The organism is Marinococcus halophilus (genome assembly GCF_900166605.1).
GTDB lineage: Bacteria > Bacillota > Bacilli > Bacillales > Marinococcaceae > Marinococcus > Marinococcus halophilus.
This window is the reverse complement of sequence record NZ_FVZD01000006.1, coordinates 438701-463112: the sequence shown is the minus strand read 5'-3', so window position 1 is coordinate 463112 and position 24412 is coordinate 438701. Positions and strand designations below refer to the sequence as shown.

Below are 24412 nucleotides of genomic sequence, written 5' to 3'. Positions count from 1 at the left end.
GCCTTTCTGTCAATCACGGGCGAGCAGGGCTTCAGATACCTTTTTGGCATCATGACGGAGAACGAGGCCGTCATAGTGCATAAACGTATCTGTTACTACCTGGCACCCAAACTGTTCTAATCTTTCATAATCACACCTCACAGGAAACGCCTGCTGTTTTTCATAGTTCTCGAGCACCGGCACCGGAATTTCTTCATCATGCACAAGGATCGTATCCACAAGTGTGCCCCCTGTGTGCTTTTCGAGGGCGTGCAGATGATCGGACGCTGAAAATCCGTCCGTTTCTCCCGGCTGTGTCATAGCATTGCAAATATATACCTTCCGGGCCTTCGAACGGTTGATGGCGTCCCGGATACCGGGGACGATCAAGTTCGGCAGAATGCTTGTAAACAAACTTCCGGGACCGATGACAATAACGTCCGCCTGTTCAATGGCACGCACGGTTTCCGGAAGAGCTTCAGCATCCGGCGGGTGGATGAACACCTGCTCAATCTGCTTGCCGGCTTTTGGAATAAGCGACTCCCCGTAGACCGTAGAGCCGTCCTTCATTTTTGCAAACAGCTCAATGCTTCGGTTAGAGGCTGGAAGAACCTTCCCTCGAACGTTTAACACGGTACTTAGTTCAGTAATTCCTTTGGCAAAGTCTCCGGTAATGGAAGTCATTCCGGCTACCAGAAGATTCCCAAGGGAATGGCCGGTCAGCCCTTCTCCGCTTGCAAAGCGGTGCTGGAACAATTCTTCAATTAATGGTTCGACTTCTGCGAGCGCCACTAATACGTTTCTTACGTCCCCGGGGGGCGGAATATTAAACTCTTTCCGTAAGCGCCCCGAGCTTCCTCCGTCGTCTGCGACGGTCACAATCGCCGTAATATCTGCCGGGAACTGTTTCAGCCCCCGGAGCAGAACACCTATGCCTGTGCCACCGCCCATCACTACAACCTTCGGGTCCATCACGTCTATTTTTTCCTTCCTTCCTCAATGTCCCGGTGATTGGCATTCGTCTCATATTTCTCTGAAAAGTAAGACGCAATGTATTCAGCAAGCGTCACGGAGCGGTGCTTGCCTCCTGTGCATCCAATCGCGACGACAAGCTGCGACTTGCCTTCCTGTTTGTATAACGGAAGCATAAATTCAAGCATATCCACCAGTTTATTTATAAATTCTTTTGTATCTGTCCATTTTAACACGTACGAAGACACTTCTTCCTCGAGACCGGTTTTTGGCTCCAGGTGCTCCACATAATGAGGGTTGGGCAGAAAGCGAACATCAAAAACGAGATCTGCATCGATCGGCATTCCATACTTAAACCCGAAGGACATAACATTCACATTAAAGACCGACTGATTTTTCTCAGCATAATCTGTTAATATACGCTCCCGCAGCTCTCTCGGTTTCAGGCTGCTCGTATCAATAATATGGCGCGCACGTCCCTTTAATTCCTGCAGCATCTCCCGCTCAAGCTGAATGCCTTCAAGCGGTGTCTCCTCACTTGCAAGTGGGTGCGAGCGCCGCGTTTCCTTATAACGGCTGACAAGCACCTGGTCTCCAGCATCCAAAAACAAAATATGTGTCGACAGCTCCTTGCGCTGATCAAGCTGATCGATCGAAGCAAACAGGTGGTCAAAAAACTCCCTCGTTCTGAGATCCACCACGAAGGCTACTTTATCCGTCTTATTTTCTGTTGTTTCAATTAAATCGATAAACGTCGGGATTAGGGAAGGAGGCAGATTGTCTACACAGTAATAGCCCAGATCTTCAAAGCACTGGATGGCGACCGTCTTTCCGGCCCCTGACATCCCGGTAATGATTTCCACCTGAATCGATTTCCGCTCTTGTTCCATCGTCTGCATCCCTCTTTTACATGTAGTATGGCGTGGAGTGCTCGAGCCGGCTCTCCAGAAGCCGGCGGTCTTTTGTATAGCGGAACGTACCATACACCGTCCCTTTATTATTCAAAATATGCTCTACAATCGCCTTATCTCCTTCAGCCATCGGAAGAGAAGATACTTCCCGTTTTTGCTTCCATTCGAGTACGCCTTCTGGAGATTCATTAAGCAGCTGGCCGGATGCACCAAAAGCTTCAAATGTAAACATCATCCATTCATTTGCTTCAAGGCCATTCTCTATTGTGATAAACGTAAAAATGCCCCTCAGATGCGGCCGTTCAATCGTAAGCCCTGTTTCTTCACGAAATTCCCGCTGTACTGAATCATATACTGATTCCCCCGGCTCCATTTTTCCGCCGGGGGCGTTCCACCAATCGAAACTTGGTTTTTTGAGCATAAGCAGTTGATCATCCTGCTGTAAAAAACAATTTGTTACCCGCTGCATGTGTACCACCTCACATATACCTTTTTCCAGTATACTATCCTTCGATGGTTCAGACAATTTACAAAAGAAAGTATCTTATGTTTTCTACACCAAAAAACGGCGCAGAAATGATTTTCTGCGCCTGTGCTTCATTGTTTCAGCGGGAGCGCCTACGCTTCGACCGCGTTTTTCAGTTCTTCCACGTACTGCTGCGCCGTCTGTGCCGCAAGCGACCCGTCGCCGGTGGCCGTGACGATCTGGCGCAGGAACTTGTCCCGGATGTCGCCGGCGGCGAACACGCCCGGAATCTTCGTTTCCATGTCCTCGTTCGTTTCAATATAGCCCTCGTCGTTCGTGATGCCGAGGTCGAGAAACGCCCCGTTCAGCGGCAGCAGCCCAATGTAGATGAACGCCCCGCTCGTATCAAAGTCATAGTCCTCGCCGGTCTTCAGGTCCGTCAGCGTGACGCTTCCGACCTTGCCGCCGTCGCCGTTGATCGTTTTGACGACCGTGCTCCACTTGAAGTCGATCTTGTCGTTCACAAACGCGCGCTGCTGCAGGATCTTCTGCGCCCGCAGCTCATCGCGGCGGTGGATGACCGTCACCTTGTCGGCAAACCGGGTCAGGTACACCGCCTCCTCGACGGCGGAGTCCCCGCCGCCGACGACCACGATCTCCTTGTTCCGGAAAAAGGCGCCGTCACACACCGCACAGTAGGACACGCCGCGGCCGCCGAGCTCCTGCTCGCCCTCGACGCCGAGCTGCTTGTACTCCGCCCCGGTCGCAATAATCAGCGACCGCGTTTTGTACTGCTTGCTGCCGGCATAAACCGTTTTGTATTCCTTGCCGTCCTCGACGCGGGAGACGTCGCCGTAGGCGTACGCCGCGCCGAACTTCTGGGCGTGCTGGAACATTTTCGTCGACAGGTCGGGCCCGAGGATATGGTCAAAGCCCGGGTAGTTTTCCACGTCCTCGGTGTTGGCCATCTGCCCGCCGGGCACGCCGCGCTCAAGCATGAGCGTATCCATTTCCGCCCGCGAGGCGTACACGGCCGCCGTCATGCCGGCCGGGCCGGCACCCGCGATAATCACATCATAAATTCGTTCTTCCGTCATAAAGGCCACTCCCCTTATTTTAAATATCACTGTCTTATGGCATCTGTATTTATTGTATGGCAGCCGGTTTTCAGCGTCCAGTAGTCTGCTTACTGCTGGAAATCATCCTGTACTAATTCCCTTACCCGCTGCTCGGTCAGTGTATTCTGTTCATATTCCCGGTAGAGCTCTTTCACTTCCGGGTGATCAAGCTGGCGGCTCTGCTTCCACCATTTTGCCGCCTGGCCCGTTTCTCCGAGCAAATATAACGCCGCCCCGTGATAAAACGCAACCGATCCGCGTTCGATCACAAATCGCTTATGATAAAGCCGGGCATAACGACAGGCGTCTTCATAATACCCGAGATAGGCACAAACGGCGCTGATCCAGTGCAGGGATTCCCGGTCGAGCGGAAGAATTGCTGTCAGCACCTTCATTATTTCTTTTACACGATCATGATCCTCCAGGCTTTCATACAACGCAGCGAGCTGGCAGCTTGCCGGCACGTAAGCACCTTCCTGATGAACTTTTTCTAAAAGCTGCACTGCCTGCCGTGTGTCTCCACGGTGCTGATGAAGTTTTGCCAGCTGGTGGTACGCTGCCCAGTAATCGGGCTCCTGTTCCAAAAGCTCTTCAAACAGCTCCTGGGCTTCCTGCACCCGGCCTTTAGCCGCTTGTTCTACTGCCCGTTCATAAATAGTCATATCGCCTGGATGCTCCAGGAGCCCGGGCTCGTTTTCTTTAATCATTTCGAGCAGTTCCTTCGTTTCTTCTGCAAAGTCTCCTTCCGGCGCGATTTTCATATAATACCCGGCTGTTTCTGCTGCTTTTTCAAAATTACCCTGGAAGGCGTAATTATTGGCCAGAAAGAAATAGCATTCAGAGCGCTCCGGCTCGATGTCTTTAAGTACCCGGTCCAGGATATCATTGGAGCGCTCAAATCGTTCCATATCTGTGTATATTGCAGCAAGCTGGCATTGAAACAATCCTTTGGAAGGCTCGAGCTCTACAGCTCTTTCCAGAAAGAGAACGGCACGCTTCAGGTGATTTTTCTGATAAGCCACCACGCCCCGCTGAAAGAAGTATTCACCTGACTGCAAGAAAGGAATAATTGCGTCTTCGTTTTTTTGTTTTGAGCCCAATTCCTTTCATCCTTCCTTCATTTGTTTTCCCTGATTCTTTCACGTTCCTTATCAATTGTGACATTATAACACGCCCCCTGCTTCATGAAAACTCTTAGCAGTTCACCCATCACTATAATAGCCAGAAGAAGCCTATAGAAAAAACCGCCCGAAAAGGACGGTCATTTTTGATAATAGTCTTTTTATGAACGATGTCTTTCTTCAAGCACCTGCAGCACATCGTCAAGCGGGAGCTTCTGTTCCCTCAGCAGTACTAGCAGATGGTACAGAAGATCAGCGGTTTCCCAGCTGAGTTCTTTGTGATCCCGGTTTTTGGAAGCAATGATTACTTCACCGGCTTCCTCACCGACTTTTTTCAAAATCTTATCCACGCCTTCGGTAAACAAGTACGTCGTGTAGGCGCCCTCCGGCATTTCAGCTTCGCGGGTGGCAATCACCTGTTCAAGTTCATTAATAATTGCAAACCGCCGGCCATCGGCTGACTGCTTTTCTTCCGACAGCAGCGAACGGGAAAAACAGCTGTAATCTCCCTTATGGCAGGCAGGGCCTGCTGGCTCGACAAGCACGTTTAAGGCATCGCTGTCACAGTCATACCGGATGTCTGATACCTGCTGCTTATTTCCGGATGTTTCCCCTTTATGCCATAGTTCCTGGCGGGACCGGCTGTAAAACCAGGTTTCCTTTGTATCGATTGTTTTCTGCAGCGATTCTTTGTTCATATAGGCAAGCGTCAGAACCTCTTTACTAATAGCGTCCTGGACTACGGCCGGAATCAGGCCTGCTTCATCAAATGTTAATTCGTCGACATTCATCGTACTAAGACTCCTCTCTCCCGGATAAAGGCTTTCACTTCTTCAATCGATGTCTCTTTGTAGTGAAAGATCGAAGCAGCAAGCGCCGCGTCTGCCCCTGATTTTGCAAACACATCTACAAAGTGCTCCTTGGCCCCGGCTCCGCCCGAAGCAATAACAGGCACATCCACCGCTTCGCTGACCGTTCGCGTCAAAGCTTCGTCAAAGCCGGTTTTGGCTCCGTCCTGGTCCATGCTTGTCAGAAGAATCTCCCCTGCACCCCGGGCGGTGACTTCTCTAACCCAGTCGGTCACTTCCCAATCTGTCGGCGTGCGGCCGCCATGCGTGTAGATTCTCCAAGAGCCAATCGACTCATCGTACTTCGCATCAACCGCTACGACGATGCATTGCGAGCCGAAATAGGTGGCTCCCTGAGTAATCAGTTCAGGGTTTTTCACCGCAGCCGTGTTGAGCGAAACCTTATCTGCGCCTGCGCGGAGCATATTGCGCATGTCATCGACCGAGCTGATACCACCGCCGACCGTGAAAGGAATGGCAATGGTTGCAGCCACCTGCTCCACGACATCTATTATTGTTTTCCGGCCTTCATGTGAGGCTGAGATATCGAGAAACACCAGCTCGTCCGCCCACTGCTCATCATAAAACCCCGCGAGCTCCACTGGGTCACCGGCATCCCGCAGTTCTACAAACTGCGTGCCCTTCACTACCCTTCCTTCTTTCACATCCAGACATGGAATGATCCGTTTCGTGAGCATTACTGTACCTCCTTCACGGCTTCTGCCACATCTACTTTGCCGGTGTATATCGCTTTTCCGACAATAACACCGGCGATCCCTTTATCCCGCTTGTCCGCGAGGTTTCGTACGTCTTCCATTGTGCCGATCCCCCCCGAAGCGATAACGTTCACGCCGGTCGCCTCTGCGAGTTGTTTCGTCGCCTCCACGTTCGGTCCGGACATCGTGCCGTCGGTTGAAATATCGGTAAATATAAACGTTTCTGCTCCGTGGGCAGCCATTTCCCGTCCCAGTTCCACAGCCGTAACCTCAGAGGTGTCGAGCCAACCGTTGACAGCAACATACCCGTCTCTGGCGTCGAGACCGATCGCAATCCGGCTGCCATGGTTCTCAAGCATTTTACGGGCAAAATCCGGATACTGAAGGGCGACACTGCCCAGTATTACCCGGTCCACTCCACTTGCTAAGTAATAGTCCACGTCCTCTGCCGTTCGGATGCCGCCTCCGACTTGAACGCGGACGTCAAGTTCCTGAGCGGCGCGAACGACGTCAGCATGATTGATGCGCCGCTTTTCTTTCGCCCCGTCAAGATCGACCATATGAATCCACTCCGCGCCCGCCTTCGCAAACGAAGCTGCCATCTCAAATGGCGAATTTCCATAAACGGTTTCCTGGCTGTAATCGCCCTGAAAAAGGCGTACGCAGTTGCCGTTACGGATGTCAATTGCCGGGTATACAATAAAATCACTCATGAGCTCCGCTCCTTTCGCGGACGATCGCGCCGAAGTTTTCAAGCATTCCAATACCGACTGTACTACTTTTTTCAGGGTGAAACTGCGTACCCATAATTTCGCCGCGGCCGACCACCGCCGGCACTACCTCGCCGTAATCGCTGGTGGCAAGCAGCACGTCCGGATCGGCGGTTTCAATCACGTAGGAATGCACAAAATAAGCATGGCCCTCTTCCACATTTTTCAGCAGCGGGTGATCCGGCTGATGAAACGTGAGCGAATTCCATCCCATGTGTGGCACTTTCAGTTTTCGCCCCTGGCTGTCTTTTCCGGAGAACCTGCGGGCATAACCCGGCAGAAAGCCGAACCCTTCTGTGTCCCCATGTTCTTCGCTGCCTTCAAACAGCAGCTGCATGCCGAGGCAGATGCCAAGCAGCGGTTTGCCGTCAGCCGCCCAGTGTTCAATAAATTCAAACTGGCCGTTTTCCCGGATTAAATTCATGGCATCCCGAAAAGCTCCAACGCCGGGAAGAATTAACCCGTCTGCTTCCGCAAGCTCCTCTGTATCCTCGGACACAAAATAAGGGATGGTGAGTCGCTCCAGGGCTTTTTTCACGCTGTACAGGTTGCCCATGCCGTAATCGATTATTCCTATCACGCGTGTTCCACTCCTTTTTTATAGCATTCCTTTAGTGGAAGGAACGCCCTTCACTCTTGGATCAAGCTGTGTCGCTTCATCAAGGGCACGTGCCATCGCTTTAAAGATCGCTTCGATAATATGATGAGTGTTGTGCCCGTAATGAACAATTATATGCAGATTCATCCGGGACTCCACCGCAAACTTCCATAAAAATTCATGTACGAGCTCGGTGTCAAACGTCCCTACCTTAGCCGCGGGAAGATCTGCCCGGTATTCAAGATGCGGCCGGTTGCTTAAATCCACGACAACTTCCGCAAGGGCGTCATCCATTGGAATTTTCGCCTGGCCGTAGCGGCGGATACCTTTTTTATCTCCAAGCGCCTGCATGAAGGCTTCTCCGAGGCAAATACCAATATCTTCTGTCGTATGGTGATCGTCCACTTCTACATCGCCTTCGGCCTGCACGTCAAGGGAGAAATGGCCATGCTTTTTAAACAGATCGAGCATATGGCTCATAAACGGCACGTTCGTCTGTATGACCCCGTCCCCTTCGCCATCGATGCCAAACTGCAGCCGGATAGATGTTTCTCCCGTCGTGCGTTCGACGCTTCCTCTGCGTTCTGCCATATTACTTTTCCCCCTTCCGGATATCCACTGCGCGTGCATGTGCTTCAAGGCCCTCAATCCGGGCGATCGCAGAGATGTATTCGCCGTTATCCTCGAGTGCTTCTTTACTGTAGGAAATCACGCTTGAACGCTTCACAAAATCGTCGACACCAAGCGGACTCGAGAACCGTGCTGTTCCGCTCGTCGGAAGCACGTGGTTCGGACCGGCAAAATAATCCCCGACCGCCTCGGCACTATACGGCCCTAAAAAGACAGCTCCAGCGTGGCGGATGGAGCCGAGCAGGTTCTCGGGCCGGGCCGTCATGATTTCCAGGTGCTCCGGTGCAAGCCGGTTCACAGCGTCCACTGCTTCAGCTATCGTTTCCGTTACATAAATGGCTCCGTGTTTATCGAGAGATTCTTCAGCAATCTTTTTACGCGGAAGATCTTCGAGCTGACGCTCAAGCTCTTGCGCCACTTTCCTGCCGAGCTCCTCCGAGGTGGTAACAAGAACAGCCGAGGCGAGCTCATCATGCTCTGCCTGGGAAAGCATGTCGGCTGCAATATAATCGGCACGGGCTGTTTCATCAGCAAGCACGACGATTTCGCTCGGCCCGGCGATGCTGTCAATCGCCACCTGGCCGAACACTTCCCGCTTAGCCAGCGCTACATAGATATTGCCGGGGCCAACGATTTTATCCACCTTCTGCACGCTTTCTGTTCCGTAGGCAAGCGCGGCTACCGCCTGGGCACCGCCGACCTTCACGATACGTTCAATCCCCAACTCGCTGGCAGTGACGAGCACCATTGGATGAAGACGCTGGTCCTCACCGGGAGGCGAGCACATCGTAATGCTTTTTACGCCTGCAGCGATCGCCGGAATGGCGTCCATCATAATGGTGGAGGGATATGCTGCTTTTCCTCCCGGCACATAAATACCGACACGGTCGAATGGGATAATCCGCTGGCCGAGCATCGTCCCATCTTCTTTGGTTACCATCCAGGACTGCCGGAGCTGACGCTGATGAAAATCCTTTATGTTTTCAATCGCTTTGCGGATCGCTTCAAGCTCTGTATCATTCACCTGTTTGTATGCTTCATCTATTTCTTCCTGCTGGACAAACAGCTCATCGAGCGTAACGCGGTCAAATATCTCGGTGAGTTCCATGAGGCCTTTATCTCCGTTTTCCCGCACTTTTTCAATAATCGAGGCCACTGATTCCCGCTGCTTTTCAGTGCCTCCCTCAATGGTGCGCTCGAGTGTTACTGATTTATCCAAAGGGGTCACATTCATCATACTTGTTCTTCCACTCCTATCACCTGGGCAACACGCTCCACCAGATCATCAATGACGGTATCCTTTAAACGATAGCTTACCGGATTGACAATCAGCCGGGACGTAATCGGCACAATCGTTTCAAGTTCTATTAAACCATTTTCTTTCAGCGTCTGCCCGGTGGAAACAATGTCTACAATACGGTCTGCCAGGCCGACAAGCGGGGCCAGTTCAATAGAGCCGTTTAATTTAATAATTTCCACCTGTTCACCCTGCTGCTTAAAATACTGCGTCGCCAGATTTGGGTATTTTGAAGCTACCTTTGGATTTACATCCGTCTTCTCGTACTCCGGCAGTCCTGCTACTGCCAGGTAGCAGGCACTGATATGGAGATCCAGCACTTCATATACGTCGCGCTCTTCTTCGATCATCGTATCTTTACCGGCCACCCCAATGTCTGCCACCCCGTGTTCCACGTAGGTGGGCACATCCATTGGCTTCGCCAGGATAAAGCGCATATTTGCCTCCGGAGCATCAACGATGAGCTTTCTGGACTCTTCAAATTCCGGCGGAATAGGGAATTCGGCTTTGCGGAGAAGCTGTACCGCTTCTTCGAAAATCCGTCCTTTGGGCATCGCAATTGTCAGCCATTCATTCATGCGCCGCTCCCTCCTTCTTTTTTCCGATCATGGATATGACATCTTCGTAGGAATCACTCAGCTGATCCACGTCCTCTACGCCTCGGATATCCTGGAGCACGACCCGTTTTCCGGTTTCGCGGAGCTTACGCGCATGATCCACCGCTTCCGGGCGGCGCTCCGGGCTGAACAAAATACACGTCTGCGACGGCACCGCCCCAGTCAGGCCAAGTGCCTCAACAAGCAAATCAAGCCGGAGACCGAATCCGACAGCCTGGGCCGGACGATTAAACTGCTGCAGCAGTTCATCATAGCGGCCGCCGCTCCCGAGCGGCACACCCAGATTGTTGCCGTAGCTTTCAAATACAATGCCGGTATAGTAGCTCATATGCATAAATAAGTTAAAATCGAGCTTAATGTAATCGGACAGCTCGTAGTGCTCAAGCACCGCTTTCATCTCCTGCAGCTCCTCGACTGCTTCCCTTGCTGCCGGAGTCTGGACCAGGTTCACGGCCTCATCCAGCGTCCGCCAGTCGCCTCGCAGACGCAGCAGGCTGTTCAGCTTTTTCTTATCCAACGAGGAAAGCGGAAGATTTTCTACATGCTGGCGGTAGCCGACATAGTTTTTTTCGTATAAAAACCGGCGAAGGTCATCGGCCCGCTCATCGTTACCGAGCACTTCTTCAAGCAACGCATTCACGTAACCGACATGCCCGACCGTGATTTGAAACGTGGTCAGGCCGGTTTTTCGCAAAGCTTCAATCATAAGAGAAACGACTTCGCCGTTCGCGCTCGAAGTCCCATCTCCAATCAACTCCACCCCAAGCTGTTCAAATTCTGCCGGCCGCCCGGCCTCGAGCTGCTGCGCGCGAAAGACGTTAGTATGATAAGCCAAACGGATAGGAAAATGCTGGTTCTGCAGTCCCGAGGCTGTGACCCGGGCAATCGGGGCCGTCATGTCCGGGCGAAGCACCAGCGTCCGCCCCTGCTGGTCAAGCAGTTTAAAGAGCTGATGGTCAAGAATCGCCGAGGCGCTCCCGACCGTATCATAATATTCCAGGGTCGGCGTTTCGACAGGCAGATACCCCCAGCTTTCCCATTCGTCGTTAATGACCCGCTGTACGTTCCGTTTTGTCTGAAAATACCCCGGAAGCGCATCCCGCATACCGAGCGGCTTTTCAAACATAAAAAGCTTACTCATACTCTCTCTCCTTTTCTTTTCACGGTGCTTTAGTTCGCTAATGTACTAACAAAATAAAGAATAATCATAGTTTACACATCTTTTTTTACACCGTCAATTTTCCATTTCTGCTTTCATTATAACAATATCAGCTGTTCTATCAGCTTTTTCGCTCACAAGAAAAGAGAAAAGCCGGCTCTTATGAAAGCCGGCTTGAAGCCTATGTTCTTATCCGCATCGGACTGCCTCCGGCAAAAGCCCGCGCGGGCACGTCTTTGTGCACGACGGTTCCTGCTGCCACGACAGCCCGGTCTCCGATAGTCACTCCGGGGAGGATGGTCACATTGGCGCCGATCATAACTTCATTTCCGATCACGACGTCACCGAGCCGGTATTCATCAATTAAATGCTCGTGTGTTAAGATCGTCGACTGATAGCCAATAATGGAGTTGCTGCCAATATGGATTTTCTCGGGAAACATTAGATCGGGCATCACCTTATAGGCAAGCGCTGTTTTTTCACCTATTTGCATCCCGAGCAGCTGCCGGTACATCCACCGCTTCACAGACACAAACGGAACCGCCCGGGAAACTTCGATAATGGCCGTGTTTTTGAACGCCTTCAAAAACGGCACTGTCCGGTACATCTGCCATAGAGCATTCGTGTTATTGCCCGGGAAATAACGGTCTGTTTTTCTCATTCTTCTGTTTCACCGACAATATCAAGCAGGTCACTCATTTTGGCGAGCATCCAGTCCGGCTCATAATTTTTTAGAAATGATGCGCCTTTGATGGTCCATGCTACTCCCGCTGTACGTACCCCCGCATTTTTCCCGGCCAGAATATCAAACTGGCTGTCACCGACCATGATAGTTTCCTCCGGACGGGCGTTCAGCTGTGTCATGGCTATTTGCAGCGGTTCTGGATGCGGCTTGGGATTTGTGACATCATCCACCGTAACGAACGTCGAAAAGAAAGGAAGGAGCCCGAGCATCTCCGCTCCTTTGACCGCCGCTTCCTTCCGCTTTGTCGTCACAATACCAAGAGAAAAGCCGCGTTCATGGAGCGTTTTGATGGTATCGTATACTCCGTCGTACTCGCGGACGAGCGTTTCGTGGTTCGCCAGGTTGTGGGATTGATAGGTATCAATCATCTGTTCCACCTGGCTCGGATTGCTGCTGATGCTTGAAAAATTGTCTGCCAGCGGCACCCCGATCCAGCTGATAATGTCATCTCTGCTATATTGATCCGGCGCATAATACGTCAGCACATGCTCATAAGAAGAAATGATTAAATCATTGGTATCAATCAGCGTGCCATCTAAATCAAACAGCAGTGTATTCCATCTGGTCATGGTGCTTCCCCTTTCGCTTTCTTCCTTATATGCCGGGCCCGTCTTTACTTAAGTATCTTGCTTTGGCAAGGCCTGCCTGCCTGCGGTATAAAATCAGACTCACGGCTGCTACTATCAAGAGCACCGAAATTAACTGCGCCACCCGGATCGTATCGAACAGCATTAAGCTGTCGGTACGCATGCCTTCGATGAAAAAGCGTCCGAAGGAATACCAGATAACATACGTTAAAAACAATTCCCCGCGTCGGAGATTAACCCGGCGCAGCCCCAAAAGCAGTAGAAACCCGGCAATATTCCAAAGTGATTCATATAGAAACGTCGGATTATAGTAGGCACCCTCAATGTACATTTGGTTAATAATGAATTCAGGCAGCTGCAGCCCTTCTAAAAACGAACGGCTCACTTCACCGCCGTGGGCTTCCTGGTTAATAAAGTTACCCCAGCGGCCGATCGCCTGGCCTAAAATAATACTCGGCGCAGCGATGTCTGCAAGCTTCCAAAAAGAAACACGCTTGATTTTTGAAAAAACGATACCCGTAAGCACTGCACCAATCAATCCGCCATGGATCGCAAGGCCGCCTTCCCACACCGCCAGAATACTGCCCGGGTTTTGGGCATAATAGTCCCATTCGAAGATCACGTAATACAAACGGGCACAGATAATTGAAATTGGTATGGCAAAAATAAGCAGATCTGCAAAAATATCTTCTGGAAGCCCCCGTTTTTTCGCCTCGTAGGAAGCTAATATGTATCCCAGCAGAGCGCCCAGGCCGATGAGTATCCCGTACCAGTAAATTGGTACAGACCCAACCTCAAAGGCAATCCGGTCAATCGGCTGCATCGATGAATAAATCATATCCCCTGCCACTCCTGTCTGCTAGATGTGTATTCGTTAAAATTCTTCTTTATCGCCGTCATCGATCATTTGTTTCAAACGATCGGAAAACTGCTGGGCTGTGTTTACGCCCATCCGCTTCAGCCGAAAATTCATCGCTGCTACTTCGATGATAACAGCAAGGTTCCGGCCTGGCCGTACTGGCACAGTGAGCTTTTGAATTTCCGTATCGAGCACCTGGAGCGTTTCTTCATCGAGCCCAAGGCGGTCGTAGGCCTTTTGTTCATCCCATAGTTCGAGATGGATGGTTAGCGAGATTCGTTTGTACGGTCGTACAGCGCCTGCGCCAAACAGCGTCATCACATCGATAATGCCAAGACCGCGAATTTCAAGCAGGTTTTGGATCAGCTCTGGTGCTGTTCCAACAAGAGTATCGCCATTTTGCTGGCGGATTTCAACAGAGTCATCCGCTACAAGGCGATGGCCCCGGCGCACGATGTCCAGGGCGGTTTCGCTTTTCCCCACGCCGCTTGCTCCAGTAATCAAAACGCCGATGCCATATATATCCACCAGGACCCCGTGCATAGCCGTAGATTTAGCTAGTTTGGTATCCAGATAGTTCGTCAGCTGGCTGATCAGCTGCGTGCTTGCCAGATGCGATCGCATGATTGGAACACCGGTTTTTTCCGCATTTTCAATCAGCTCCGGCGGAGCCACGAGCCCCCGCGAGATTACAATGCCGGGAGTGTCATACGTACACAGCTTTTCCATCCGCTCCTGCTTTTCTGCATCCTGAAGCTGTTGAAAAAAAGAAAGCTCAGTACGTCCAAGCAACTGCAGCCGCCGGGCGGGGTAATATGTAAAAAAGCCGGCCATTTCAATCCCCGGGCGGGAGATATCGCTTGTGGTTATTGCCCGGTACAGTCCTTCTCCTCCGGCGAGCAGTTCTAATTGAAAACGCTCCTGTAAATCCGTTGCCGTCACTTTTGCCATCGTGCTGCCTCCCTCAAAAAAATCGGTCCGTTGTATTATGAATATGTTTGTTTCCTCTTCTCGTACGTTGTTATTGTAGCACGTTTTCAAAAGAAGATGGAACCTGCGCCGGGGGATTTCAATTTTGCCGCTGCATGAAAAAGACCCGCCGGTGAGCGGGCCTTTTTTGTGCATTATTCTTCCTGCAGCACGAATAAGATTACGTTTTTCTTCCGCTCAGCGGATTTACAAAAAGGTTGTACATCAGCATATTTAAAACCGCGATCACAACAGCGGCAAGAAAAGCCATGCCAAAGCCGGACATGTTAAAGGCTTCTCCCATAACTGCTGACGTAAGCATCAGCATCAGGGCATTGATGACAAAAATAAACAAACCGAATGTCACCACGGAAAGCGGCAGGGTGAAAAAGATTAAAAGCGGCCGAATCACAAGATTGATCAGCGTCAACACCAGTCCGGCTGCGATGGCCGCCCCAAAGCCGTCTATGGAAAATCCGGGGAAAAACCCGGCCACTACCATTAGCGCAATGGTGTTAACAATAAACGGTACTAAACAGCCCATCAGGAAACGGCATCCTCTTCATTTGGCAGAAGTACAGCCAGCACGAGATAAATCAGCAGCACCCAGGAAGTGACGGGCAGAATAACAAGCACAACGCTTATGATTCGTATTAAAGAGGAATCCCAGCCGAGGTAATCTGCCAATCCACCGCATACACCTGTCAATTTCCGGTCGTCACGGGATTTGTACAACTTTTTCTTTGCCAATCTGATCACCCTTTCAGTTTTTTATTCATGGTCCTGCACAGTAATGGTTCCTGTCTTTGCCGAAGCTTCCAGCCGCAGCGTTGGAGCCGATTCCGAGTTGGAGACAAACTGGTAATACTTCTGCATGAACTCGCTTTTTTCTTCTTTCACTTCGATATTATCGAGCAGGCACTTGTAATTGCCGACGTTTGTCCGGAGGACGCCCTCCGTGCGGATCTCCCTCGGCGCAACCACTTTGATGCTGCCCGTTGTTGTGGAAAGAAGCGCCCGGCTTCTCTCGCTTACTGACGTGTACCGGGCCGTAATCGCTCCGTTCAACGCCTCTGCTTCAATATCTGTGAGCGATCCGTCGTAGTGAATCGAGCCATTCCACGTTTTAACGTCCGCACTGCCGATTCTCCCCTCCTTCAGTTCCACCGTGCCATTGGCTGTTTCCACTGCCAGATAACCAGCAGAAGCGTGCAGTACTGTAATCGCACCGTTGCTTGCTTTCACGTACAGATTATCTGCCTGAACGCCATCGATTCGGATATCCCCGTTAAACGTGGAGACGTCCATTTTGTCCAGTGATTTCTCCGGGATGTAGACAACCGCCTGGACTTTATAATTGCCGGATCTTGAAGCAAAGCAGAGCTTGCCGCTTCGGGAATCAAAGTCAGTGCCTTCGATGAACTCGCGCCGTGCTGAATCTTCGTCTTCTTCTGTATAAGCTTTCACCTGGCAGGCAACGCGAATGGTGCTCCCTTCCCACCTCTGGCAGATCAGGCTTCCATTTTGGATAAACGTGTCGAGCGAACGAATCTCACTTTCATCATGTTCAAACGTATGCTGAAAATCTACAGATGGCCCAAAATTAAAATCGAGGTCAAACCGTTTAACGCGGTCAAGTGCATGGTCGAAAAACCCCGAAAGCATCGCGAACGGATCTTCCTTGCTTTTTCGTTTCTGGCTGCCGCCCGCTTTTTTGTCTGTCCGATAGGCGCCGCTTCTCCGAGATTCAGAAGAGCCGCCTTTCCCGTCTTCTTTGCCACCTTCCTGAGCTTCCGGTGACGGGGCTGACCCTTTAGCCCGGAGCAGACGCTCTCCTTCCTCAAGCGAGATAACGCCGTCTTCCATCATTTTCAGTATTCGCTGACGTTCTTCATCCATTTCGTGTTCCTCCTTCGGTAATATATCAAAACCGGCACGTAGCGTTTTGGCTTGCTGCTTCCTATTACATACGAAGAACAACATTATCCGTTTCAGTCAATTCTTCTACGATGAAGGGGTATGGGCCGCCTCTTCTGATGCTTCCCATTGCCTGGCCATACGGTCTCTTTCTCTTTCAAGCACCGGCTTTAAATAATAACCAGTATAGGAGGCCTTTGACTCCGCTACTTTTTCCGGCGTGCCTGTAGCCACAATTTTGCCGCCGCCTGCTCCGCCTTCCGGGCCAAGATCGATGATATGATCCACTGTTTTAATGACATCGAGATTGTGTTCAATGATTAAAACAGTATCTCCGTTGTCTACGAGCCGCTGGAGTACCTTGAGCAGCCGGTCGATATCATCCACATGCAGGCCGGTCGTCGGTTCATCAAGGATATAAAGGGATTTGCCTGTAGAACGGCGGTGCAGCTGGGAAGCAAGCTTTACGCGCTGGGCTTCTCCGCCGGAAAGTGTCGTTGCCTGCTGTCCTAGTTTTATATACCCCAAACCAACGTCATATAACGTTTGAATTTTCCGCCGGATTTTTGGAATGTTTTCAAAGAAGCCGACTGCCTCTTCGACAGTCATTTCGAGCACATCAGCAATATTTTTACCTTTGTATTTAATTTCGAGCGTTTCGCGGTTGTAGCGCTGACCGCCGCACTCTTCGCACGTAACATAAATGTCCGGGAGAAAATGCATTTCTATTTTAATGATACCGTCGCCTTTGCATGCTTCACAGCGCCCTCCACGGACGTTAAAGCTGAAGCGTCCCTTCTGGTAACCGCGGATTTTCGCTTCGTTGGTCATAGCAAACACTTCACGGATATTATCAAACACACCTGTATAGGTTGCAGGGTTTGAGCGAGGCGTCCGTCCAATTGGCGACTGGTCGATATCAATTACTTTTTCAAGCTGATCGATGCCTTCCACGCTTTTATGCGCTCCCGGCTTCTGCTTACCGCGGTGAAGCTTCTGTGAAAGCACTTTATATAAAATGTCATTAATCAGTGTGCTTTTTCCGGAACCGGAAACCCCGGTGATCGCACTTAGCAGGCCGAGCGGAATATCGGCATTCGTCCGCTTCAAGTTGTTTTCCACCGCGCCCTTCACTTTCAGCCAGCGGTCGGAAGGCTTGCGGCGTTCAGTCGGGAGCGGAATGAATTTTTTCCCGGCCAGATACTGACCGGTCAGGGAATCGTCGTTTTTCTTCAATTCTTCCGGCGTTCCTTCTGCGATAATCTGACCACCGTGGCGGCCGGCCCCGGGACCGATGTCAATGATATGGTCAGCGGCAAGCATAGTGTCCTCATCGTGCTCGACAACAATCAGCGTGTTCCCGAGGTCGCGCATGTTCTGCAGCGTCTGTATCAGCCGGTTATTATCCCGCTGATGCAGTCCGATTGAAGGTTCATCAAGCACGTAGAGAACCCCCATCAGCGCCGAACCGATCTGGGTCGCCAGCCGGATACGCTGCGCTTCGCCGCCTGACAAGGTGCCGGCGGAACGGCTCAGGGTTAAATAATCGAGACCGACATTAATGAGAAAGCCGAGGCGTTCATTGATTTCACGGAGAATCAAGCGGGCAATTTCCATTTCTTTTTCTGTTAACTCGATAGTTTCTATATACGTATACGCCTGTTGAATCGACAGATCCGTCAATTCCCCAACGTGAATATTTCCCACCAGCACAGAACGCGCTTCAAGACTCAGGCGGTGGCCTTTACACGTTGGGCACTGCTTGTTGCTCATATACTGCTGCATCTGTTCACGGGTGAAATCCGACCCGCTCTCACGATAGCGGCGGGAAACGTTGTTCAGCACGCCTTCAAAGTAGATCTGGCGCTCACGGACCTGGCCGCGCTCATTTTTGTGCCGGAAGATTATTTTCTGCTGGCCGTTGCCCTCGAGCAGTATTTTCTTATGTTCTGCCGAGAGATCCTTGAACGGGGTGTCCATATCAATATTAAAATGGTCACATGCCGAGCGGAGCAGCTGCGGATAATACTGGGAGCTGATTGGCTCCCATACGGCGATAGCGTGTTCCCGGAGCGTGCGATCCGGGTCAGGAACGACTAGGTCGCTGTCCACTTCAAGCTTACTGCCAAGACCATCACAGGTCGGGCAGGCGCCATACGGACTGTTAAAGGAAAACATTCTTGGTTCGAGCTCCCCAATGGAAAAGCCACATTCCGGGCAGGAATGGTGCTGATTGAACCGCATTTCCTTTTCACCAACAACATCGATAAGTACTTTCCCTTCTCCGAGTTCAAGGGCGGTTTCCAGAGAGTCTGCGAGCCTGGACTCGACCCCGTCCTTTATAACAACGCGGTCTACCACTGCTTCAATATCATGCTTTTTATTTTTATCGAGCTTGATTTCTTCTCCAACGTCGCGCATTTCTCCGTCCACGCGAATACGCACCAGCCCTTTTTGCTTCAGCTGGTCCATTACTTTCACGTGTTCTCCTTTCCGGCCAGCAATAACCGGAGCGAGAATCTGCATTTTTGTCCGTTCAGCGTAAGCCATCATCTGGTCGACCATCTGTGAAATAGTCTGGGAGGTAATCGGCACATGGTGGTACGGGCAGTAAGGTGTACCGACACGGGCAAATAACAGCCGCAGGTAGTCGTAAATTTCCGTCACGGTGCCGACCGTGGAGCGCGGGTTCTTGCTTGTTGTTTTCTGGTCAATCGATATGGCCGGCGACAGCCCTTCAATGGAATCAACGTCGGGCTTTTCCATCTGCCCCAGGAACTGGCGGGCGTAAGCCGACAATGACTCCACGTAACGGCGCTGCCCTTCAGCATAAATCGTATCGAAGGCAAGCGAAGATTTCCCGGAGCCGGATAACCCGGTCATGACGACCAGCTGGTCCCGCGGAATTGTCACATCAATATCTTTTAAATTATGGGACCTTGCTCCCTGAATCTTAATATTATCTGCTGCCATTCGTTGGTCATCCTTCCGCTTTAAGTTCTAATACCATATCGCGCAGTTCCGCTGCGCGTTCAAACTGCAGGTCTTTTGCTGCCTGTTTCATTTCGTCTTCCATCTGGTCAATGACTTTCTTCCGCTCGCTCTTGCTCATTTTATCGAGAGCTGGTTTATCAATATCCGAGGAATCCTCTGAACTGACTGTAGCCTGAATCAGGGCAGGGATTTCTTTTTGGATTGTTTTCGGCGTGATGCCGTATTTTTCGTTGTGCGCTATCTGGATCTCACGGCGCCGGTTTGTTTCACTAATCGCCACGTCCATCGAACGGGTGATTTTGTCTGCGTACATAATAACATGCCCGCGGTCGTTCCGGGCGGCGCGGCCCATTGTCTGAATAAGGGAGCGTTCCGCACGCAGAAAGCCTTCCTTGTCTGCATCCAGAATACCAATCAGTGACACTTCCGGGATGTCCAGCCCTTCCCGGAGCAGGTTAATGCCGACCAGAACATCAAACTGGCCGAGGCGGAGCTGGCGGATGATGTCGATCCGTTCAAGTGTTTTAATGTCCGAGTGCAAGTACTTCACCCGGATGCCGAGTTCTTTTAAATAGTTGGTCAGGTCTTCGGCCATTTTCTTCGTGAGCGTCGTCACAAGCACCCGCTCATTCCGTTCCCGGCGCTCATGAATTTCGCCGATTAAATCATCGATCTGGCCTTCAATCGGCTTCACTTCCACCGTAGGGTCAAGCAGGCCGGTCGGGCGGATGATCTGCTCAATGACTTCCGGTGCATGTTCAAGCTCATACGGCCCCGGTGTCGCAGAAATGAACATTGCCTGATTAATCCGCTCTTCAAATTCATCAAATTTCAGCGGACGGTTGTCCATCGCGGACGGAAGACGGAACCCGTGGTCCACGAGCACCTGCTTCCTCGCCTGGTCCCCGTTGTACATGCCGCGCACCTGTGGAAGCGTTACGTGGGACTCATCCACCACCAGCAAAAAGTCATCCGGAAAATAGTCAATCAATGTATAAGGCGCATCCCCGGGGTTCCGGAAAGTCAAATGCCTCGAATAGTTTTCAATGCCGGAGCAAAAGCCCATCTCCTGCATCATTTCAAGGTCGTAATTGGTCCGCTGTTCAAGCCGCTGGGCTTCAAGCTCCCGGCCGTTCGCCCGAAACTTTTCAAGCTGCTCCTGAAGCTCCTGCTGAATATTTTTAATGGCACGCTCCATTTTTTCTTCCCGGGTCACAAAGTGGGAAGCCGGGAAGATTGCAGTATGCGAGCGTTCACCAATAACCTCACCAGTCAGGGCGTCCACTTCGGTGATCCGGTCAATTTCATCACCGAACATTTCAACACGAATGCAATGTTCATCTCTTGAAGCCGGAAAAATTTCGACGACATCCCCGCGCACGCGAAATGTCCCGCGCACAAAATTAATGTCATTACGCTCGTATTGAATGTCCACGAGTTTCCGGAGAATCTGGTCCCGTTCGATCTCCATGCCGGTCCGAAGCGAAAGCACGAGATCCCGGTACTCTTCCGGGGAACCAAGCCCGTAAATACAGGATACACTGGCGACGATAATAACGTCTTCGCGCTCAAATAAGGCGCTCGTCGCCGAGTGCCTTAGCTTGTCGATTTCATCGTTAATACTCGCGTCTTTTTCAATAAACTGGTCTGTCTGCGGCACATAGGCCTCCGGCTGATAATAGTCATAATAGCTTACAAAGTACTCCACGGCGTTATTTGGAAACATTTCTTTAAATTCATTGTATAACTGCCCGGCGAGTGTTTTATTGTGAGCCATAACAAGCGTGGGCCGGTTCACTTCTGTTAACACATTGGAAACGGTAAACGTTTTACCGGTTCCGGTCGCGCCAAGCAGTGTCTGGTATCTTTTGCCGTCCTTCAGTCCTTGAACCAGCTTTTCAATCGCCTGCGGCTGGTCGCCCTCCGGATTGTATCTACTCGCCAGTTCAAATGTTTCGTTCATAGTAGTCCCTCACTTCCTGTCTGCGTTCCGGTCATATGTCTATTTACTATATACCACATGAAGATTGGAAAGAAACAACATAAAAACGAACGTATATTCGCTGTTATTATTGTACTCCACTCCCCGGCAATTGCAAAGAAAACGACACTTACCCTGTCCCTATGCAAAAAAACAGAACCCGGGAGGGGGTTCTGTTTTACTGGGCCGTATGCATGTTTTCCGGCGCAGTTTGTTCTTTATTAATCATGAGTATGCCCAGCTGGTGATGCTGATTACTGTAAAGCGCCGCCTGTGCCTGACGGAGTTCTCCGTTAATATCCTCCACATCCAGCCGGCAGTAGGCGGAATTTTTTTGCACAGCCCGGTAAAGGCTTGCTTCATCATATACTTTTTCACTGTTCACCCGGCGAATGACTTCTCCCGCTTTAATGTGCATCCGGTCTGCGGGAGACTCCGGCAGTACAGCAAGTACTGAGATTCCGTCGCCCCGGAGAGTGTAAAGAAAATTGCTTTTAGCTGAGCTGCCGGCAGCAATAGTTACCCATTCCCGCAGCAGAATCAGCACGGCCACCATTACCGGAACGGCCCATCCGCTGTAAAAATAAGCAAGTGCTGCCCCGGCACCGGTAAGGACTGATATTCTTATAATCCACCAGCCGGCAGAGCGCACCTGCACGGCCGCCAAACGATCAAAGGTTTTCATACGTATGCCGATTACTGCCGGAAGTAAAAGAAGGGAAAAAGCCGCACCTCCAGGAAGCAGCGGCCACCAGCCTCCCGCCTCTATAGCACTTCCCGGGATAAACAAAAATACAGGGAGCATCCAGAGACGGTGCGTGACCTGGCCGCCGATCGGCTTGCCGCGGCGGCTTACTGTCCGAAGCGGAGAAAAAAACTTCACCCCGTTCCAGACAACCAAAATGCCTTCGGCAAGCGTGAGCACTGCAAGCCAGACCATCAGGGAAAAAGCATCAAAGCCGTTTCCAAGCCATGACCCAGCGGAGAAAAAAGGCACCGCTATCCCGGCAGCATCCAAAGCAAGGGCAGCCAAAAATGCCCCTCCCCAGACGTGCAGCGCTGTCAGTAAGCGGTACAGTCCTGACACTGCCAAAAGAGCACTGAGCACCATCGCAAGCAGGACTGCTCCAAGAGGCAGTGAAATGCCCGTAACGATAGTAATAACAGAAACAAAAGCAGCAATTACTATCGCCGGAATAACACTCATCGTCAATTCCATCAGCATTGGATACATTTTTGCATGAAACATTTTCCGCTCTCTTTTCACCCGGAGATAACCAGTCATAAGCATAGCTGCTATCATTATGTAAGTCAGCGGGTTCAGAAAAAACCACGCTAACGCAGGACCAATTTCACCGATTATTCCCTGCATCCACTATTTCCCCCTTTTCTTCGGACCGGGCAGGCCCCGGCCACCGTTATCATTCAGATTTCATTTATTGTTCTGTGACTGTATCAAGCGCGCGCTGCAGCTGCTTGTCGTTGTCCCTGTTCTGGACATTTTCAAGCACAAAATCATTCAGCGCATCTGCTGTTTCCGGCGTCAGTGTCCCAGTGGCTTCCAAATCTTTCTGTTCCTCCTGGAAATCCTGTACCGCTGCTTCTGTTTCTTTGCTGTAGTACCCGTCCTCACGTCCCGGGTCAAACCCGGCTCCTTTTAAAAGCGTTTGTGCGGTAGCAATGTTTTCACCGGTCGTATCCGGCTCCAGAGCTTCATCAATGGATAAAATAGATGCCTGGAAATAGTCGGGCTGCTCTTGCTCAATGGTCGGCTTCACGCCTTCTTCATTAATCCAGTTTCCATCCGGAGTCAGCCATTTAGAGACAGACAGCTTCACATCGCTTCCATCATCAAGCTCCATTACCTGCTGCACCGTTCCTTTGCCATAGGTCGTCTGCCCTACTAGTTCAAAGCCTCCGGACTCCTTCATCGCAGCTGCCAGAATTTCAGAAGCAGACACACTTCCCTGATCAATCACACCAACTACCGGATAGTCTTTGTTCTCCTCTAAAGAGGAGGTCACTTCTGAAATCGTGCCTTCACGGTCTTCAATTTCCACCACGGGCTCGCCGCCCGGGATAATCATGCTGCCGATATCTTCCACCGCGTTTAAATATCCACCTGGATTTCCGCGGACATCGATCACCAGGCCATCAATGTTTTCACTCTCCACCTGTTCGAGCTGGGTTTCGAATTCATTGGCTGTATTTTCAGAAAATGACGAGACATTCAAATAACCGATGCTTTCGCCGTCCTGCTCAATCACTTCACCTTCTACGGTTTCGATCGGAATTTCGTCGCGCTCCACTTCAACATTAAAAGGCTCGTCGCTTCCGCGCTGTACAGTGAGATTCACGTTCGTTCCTTTTTCTCCGCGGATCTTCAGAACCGCTTCATTAAGTTCAAGGTTTTCAGTGCTTTCTCCGTTAATTTCCAAAATATCATCATTGGGCTGCAGTCCGGCGGCTTCTGCCGGGGAATCGTCGATTGGTGAAACGATCGTTACTGCATCCCCCGATTTATTTACTTCAGCCCCGATGCCTTCAAAGGACGAATCCAGCGACTGCGTAAATTCCTGTGCTGTGCTTTCGCTCATGTAGCTGGAGTGAGGGTCATCGAGTTCTCCGATCATTCCTTCGATTGCCCCCTGCACCAACGCATCATCGTCCACTTCTCTCATGTATTCGGAGTCAATCAGATCATACACTGAACTGATTTTGTTTAAGTCCTCTTCTGACACGTTTTGCGCTCCACTGTCCGAACCGGATTCGGACAAGGCGGAGGAGGACGCTCCCGAATCTCCTCCCCAGACAGAAGCACCTACGGCTGCACCCCCGGTCCCGGCTGCCGCTGCTGTGACCAGAATTGCTGCCGTCACTTTGATGTTTTTCTTCATCTATTTCACTCCAGCTTTATTAAAGTCATAACCAAACCATAGACTATATGAAAGAGGAATCAGCTGCGCGGGCTGTTCCTCCAATTTAAACAAACACTCTGCGCTTTTCTTTTCGTCCAGCTTCGAGTGTTACCATCCGGGTCCATTCGCATTTTCAACTCGTTTGCGACTTCGTCTCAAGCCGATTGAAAACGGCGAGTCGTCCCCGGTGGTGAACAAACACTCTGCGCTTTTCTTGCTGTCCAGTTTCAAGGCGCAGTC

General features: G+C 51.0%; 24 protein-coding genes. All 24 read right to left on the bottom strand.

Annotation, left to right across the window (positions count from 1 at the left end):
- Nucleotides 1-9: 9 nt before the first annotated feature.
- Nucleotides 10-951, bottom strand: a complete 942-nt coding sequence (locus B5066_RS08415) for a gluconeogenesis factor YvcK family protein (RefSeq protein ID WP_079476991.1) — start codon at nt 949-951, stop codon at nt 10-12.
- A 5-nt stretch (nt 952-956) separates the two neighbouring features.
- Nucleotides 957-1841 carry an RNase adapter RapZ gene (gene rapZ / locus B5066_RS08410; protein WP_079475495.1) on the bottom strand — a complete coding sequence of 295 codons (885 nt, stop codon included), beginning with the start codon at nt 1839-1841 and terminating at the stop codon, nt 957-959.
- 16 nt (nt 1842-1857) lie between these two features.
- Complete coding sequence (locus B5066_RS08405; RefSeq protein WP_079475494.1) at nt 1858-2331, bottom strand: NUDIX hydrolase; 474 nt, start codon at nt 2329-2331, stop codon at nt 1858-1860.
- A 149-nt stretch (nt 2332-2480) separates the two neighbouring features.
- Nucleotides 2481-3425 carry a thioredoxin-disulfide reductase gene (gene trxB / locus B5066_RS08400; protein WP_079474155.1) on the bottom strand — a complete coding sequence of 315 codons (945 nt, stop codon included), beginning with the start codon at nt 3423-3425 and terminating at the stop codon, nt 2481-2483.
- 89 nt (nt 3426-3514) lie between these two features.
- On the bottom strand, nt 3515-4546 hold the full coding sequence (locus tag B5066_RS08395; protein ID WP_079475493.1) for a tetratricopeptide repeat protein: 1032 nt from the start codon (nt 4544-4546) through the stop codon (nt 3515-3517).
- Nucleotides 4547-4728: 182 nt separating this feature from the next.
- Nucleotides 4729-5358 (bottom strand): bifunctional phosphoribosyl-AMP cyclohydrolase/phosphoribosyl-ATP diphosphatase HisIE, encoded by a 630-nt coding sequence (gene hisIE, locus B5066_RS08390; protein WP_079475492.1) that lies wholly within the window; start codon nt 5356-5358, stop codon nt 4729-4731.
- Entirely contained in the window at nt 5355-6113 is a 759-nt protein-coding gene (gene hisF / locus B5066_RS08385; protein WP_079475491.1) for an imidazole glycerol phosphate synthase subunit HisF, read from the bottom strand. The genes hisIE and hisF overlap by 4 nt, the downstream gene beginning before the upstream one ends.
- A complete protein-coding gene (gene hisA, locus B5066_RS08380) occupies nt 6113-6844 on the bottom strand; it encodes a 1-(5-phosphoribosyl)-5-[(5-phosphoribosylamino)methylideneamino]imidazole-4-carboxamide isomerase (RefSeq protein WP_079475490.1) in 732 nt (243 codons plus the stop codon). The genes hisF and hisA overlap by 1 nt, the downstream gene beginning before the upstream one ends.
- Nucleotides 6837-7481, bottom strand: a complete 645-nt coding sequence (gene hisH, locus B5066_RS08375; RefSeq protein WP_079475489.1) for an imidazole glycerol phosphate synthase subunit HisH — start codon at nt 7479-7481, stop codon at nt 6837-6839. Before hisH ends, hisA begins: the two co-directional genes overlap by 8 nt.
- Nucleotides 7482-7499: 18 nt before the next feature.
- Nucleotides 7500-8090: an imidazoleglycerol-phosphate dehydratase HisB gene (gene hisB / locus B5066_RS08370; protein WP_079475488.1), complete on the bottom strand. Its 591-nt coding sequence runs from the start codon at nt 8088-8090 to the stop codon at nt 7500-7502.
- Between the two features lies 1 nt (nt 8091).
- Nucleotides 8092-9363: a histidinol dehydrogenase gene (gene hisD, locus B5066_RS08365; protein ID WP_079476990.1), complete on the bottom strand. Its 1272-nt coding sequence runs from the start codon at nt 9361-9363 to the stop codon at nt 8092-8094.
- Nucleotides 9363-10004, bottom strand: a complete 642-nt coding sequence (hisG, locus tag B5066_RS08360; RefSeq protein WP_079475487.1) for an ATP phosphoribosyltransferase — start codon at nt 10002-10004, stop codon at nt 9363-9365. Before hisG ends, hisD begins: the two co-directional genes overlap by 1 nt.
- Nucleotides 9997-11184 (bottom strand): ATP phosphoribosyltransferase regulatory subunit, encoded by a 1188-nt coding sequence (locus tag B5066_RS08355; RefSeq protein ID WP_079475486.1) that lies wholly within the window; start codon nt 11182-11184, stop codon nt 9997-9999. The genes hisG and B5066_RS08355 overlap by 8 nt, the downstream gene beginning before the upstream one ends.
- A gap of 199 nt (nt 11185-11383) precedes the next feature.
- A complete protein-coding gene (locus B5066_RS08350; RefSeq protein WP_079475485.1) occupies nt 11384-11863 on the bottom strand; it encodes an acyltransferase in 480 nt (159 codons plus the stop codon).
- Nucleotides 11860-12516, bottom strand: a complete 657-nt coding sequence (ppaX, locus tag B5066_RS08345; protein ID WP_079475484.1) for a pyrophosphatase PpaX — start codon at nt 12514-12516, stop codon at nt 11860-11862. Before ppaX ends, B5066_RS08350 begins: the two co-directional genes overlap by 4 nt.
- A 25-nt stretch (nt 12517-12541) precedes the next feature.
- On the bottom strand, nt 12542-13372 hold the full coding sequence (lgt, locus tag B5066_RS08340) for a prolipoprotein diacylglyceryl transferase (protein WP_079475483.1): 831 nt from the start codon (nt 13370-13372) through the stop codon (nt 12542-12544).
- Between the two features lie 36 nt (nt 13373-13408).
- Nucleotides 13409-14344 carry an HPr(Ser) kinase/phosphatase gene (gene hprK / locus B5066_RS08335; RefSeq protein WP_079476989.1) on the bottom strand — a complete coding sequence of 312 codons (936 nt, stop codon included), beginning with the start codon at nt 14342-14344 and terminating at the stop codon, nt 13409-13411.
- A gap of 199 nt (nt 14345-14543) precedes the next feature.
- Nucleotides 14544-14906, bottom strand: coding sequence for a phage holin family protein (locus tag B5066_RS08330; protein ID WP_079475482.1), 363 nt, complete (start codon nt 14904-14906; stop codon nt 14544-14546).
- Nucleotides 14906-15112, bottom strand: coding sequence for a PspC domain-containing protein (locus B5066_RS08325; protein ID WP_079475481.1), 207 nt, complete (start codon nt 15110-15112; stop codon nt 14906-14908). Before B5066_RS08325 ends, B5066_RS08330 begins: the two co-directional genes overlap by 1 nt.
- Before the next feature lie 21 nt (nt 15113-15133).
- On the bottom strand, nt 15134-16261 hold the full coding sequence (locus B5066_RS08320; protein WP_179124061.1) for a DUF4097 family beta strand repeat-containing protein: 1128 nt from the start codon (nt 16259-16261) through the stop codon (nt 15134-15136).
- A gap of 105 nt (nt 16262-16366) precedes the next feature.
- Entirely contained in the window at nt 16367-19252 is a 2886-nt protein-coding gene (gene uvrA / locus B5066_RS08315; RefSeq protein WP_079475479.1) for an excinuclease ABC subunit UvrA, read from the bottom strand.
- Between the two features lie 7 nt (nt 19253-19259).
- On the bottom strand, nt 19260-21236 hold the full coding sequence (uvrB, locus tag B5066_RS08310; RefSeq protein ID WP_079475478.1) for an excinuclease ABC subunit UvrB: 1977 nt from the start codon (nt 21234-21236) through the stop codon (nt 19260-19262).
- 196 nt (nt 21237-21432) lie between these two features.
- On the bottom strand, nt 21433-22626 hold the full coding sequence (locus B5066_RS08305) for a PDZ domain-containing protein (protein WP_079475477.1): 1194 nt from the start codon (nt 22624-22626) through the stop codon (nt 21433-21435).
- 64 nt (nt 22627-22690) lie between these two features.
- Entirely contained in the window at nt 22691-24151 is a 1461-nt protein-coding gene (locus B5066_RS08300) for a S41 family peptidase (RefSeq protein WP_079475476.1), read from the bottom strand.
- Between the last annotated feature and the right edge of the window lie 261 nt (nt 24152-24412).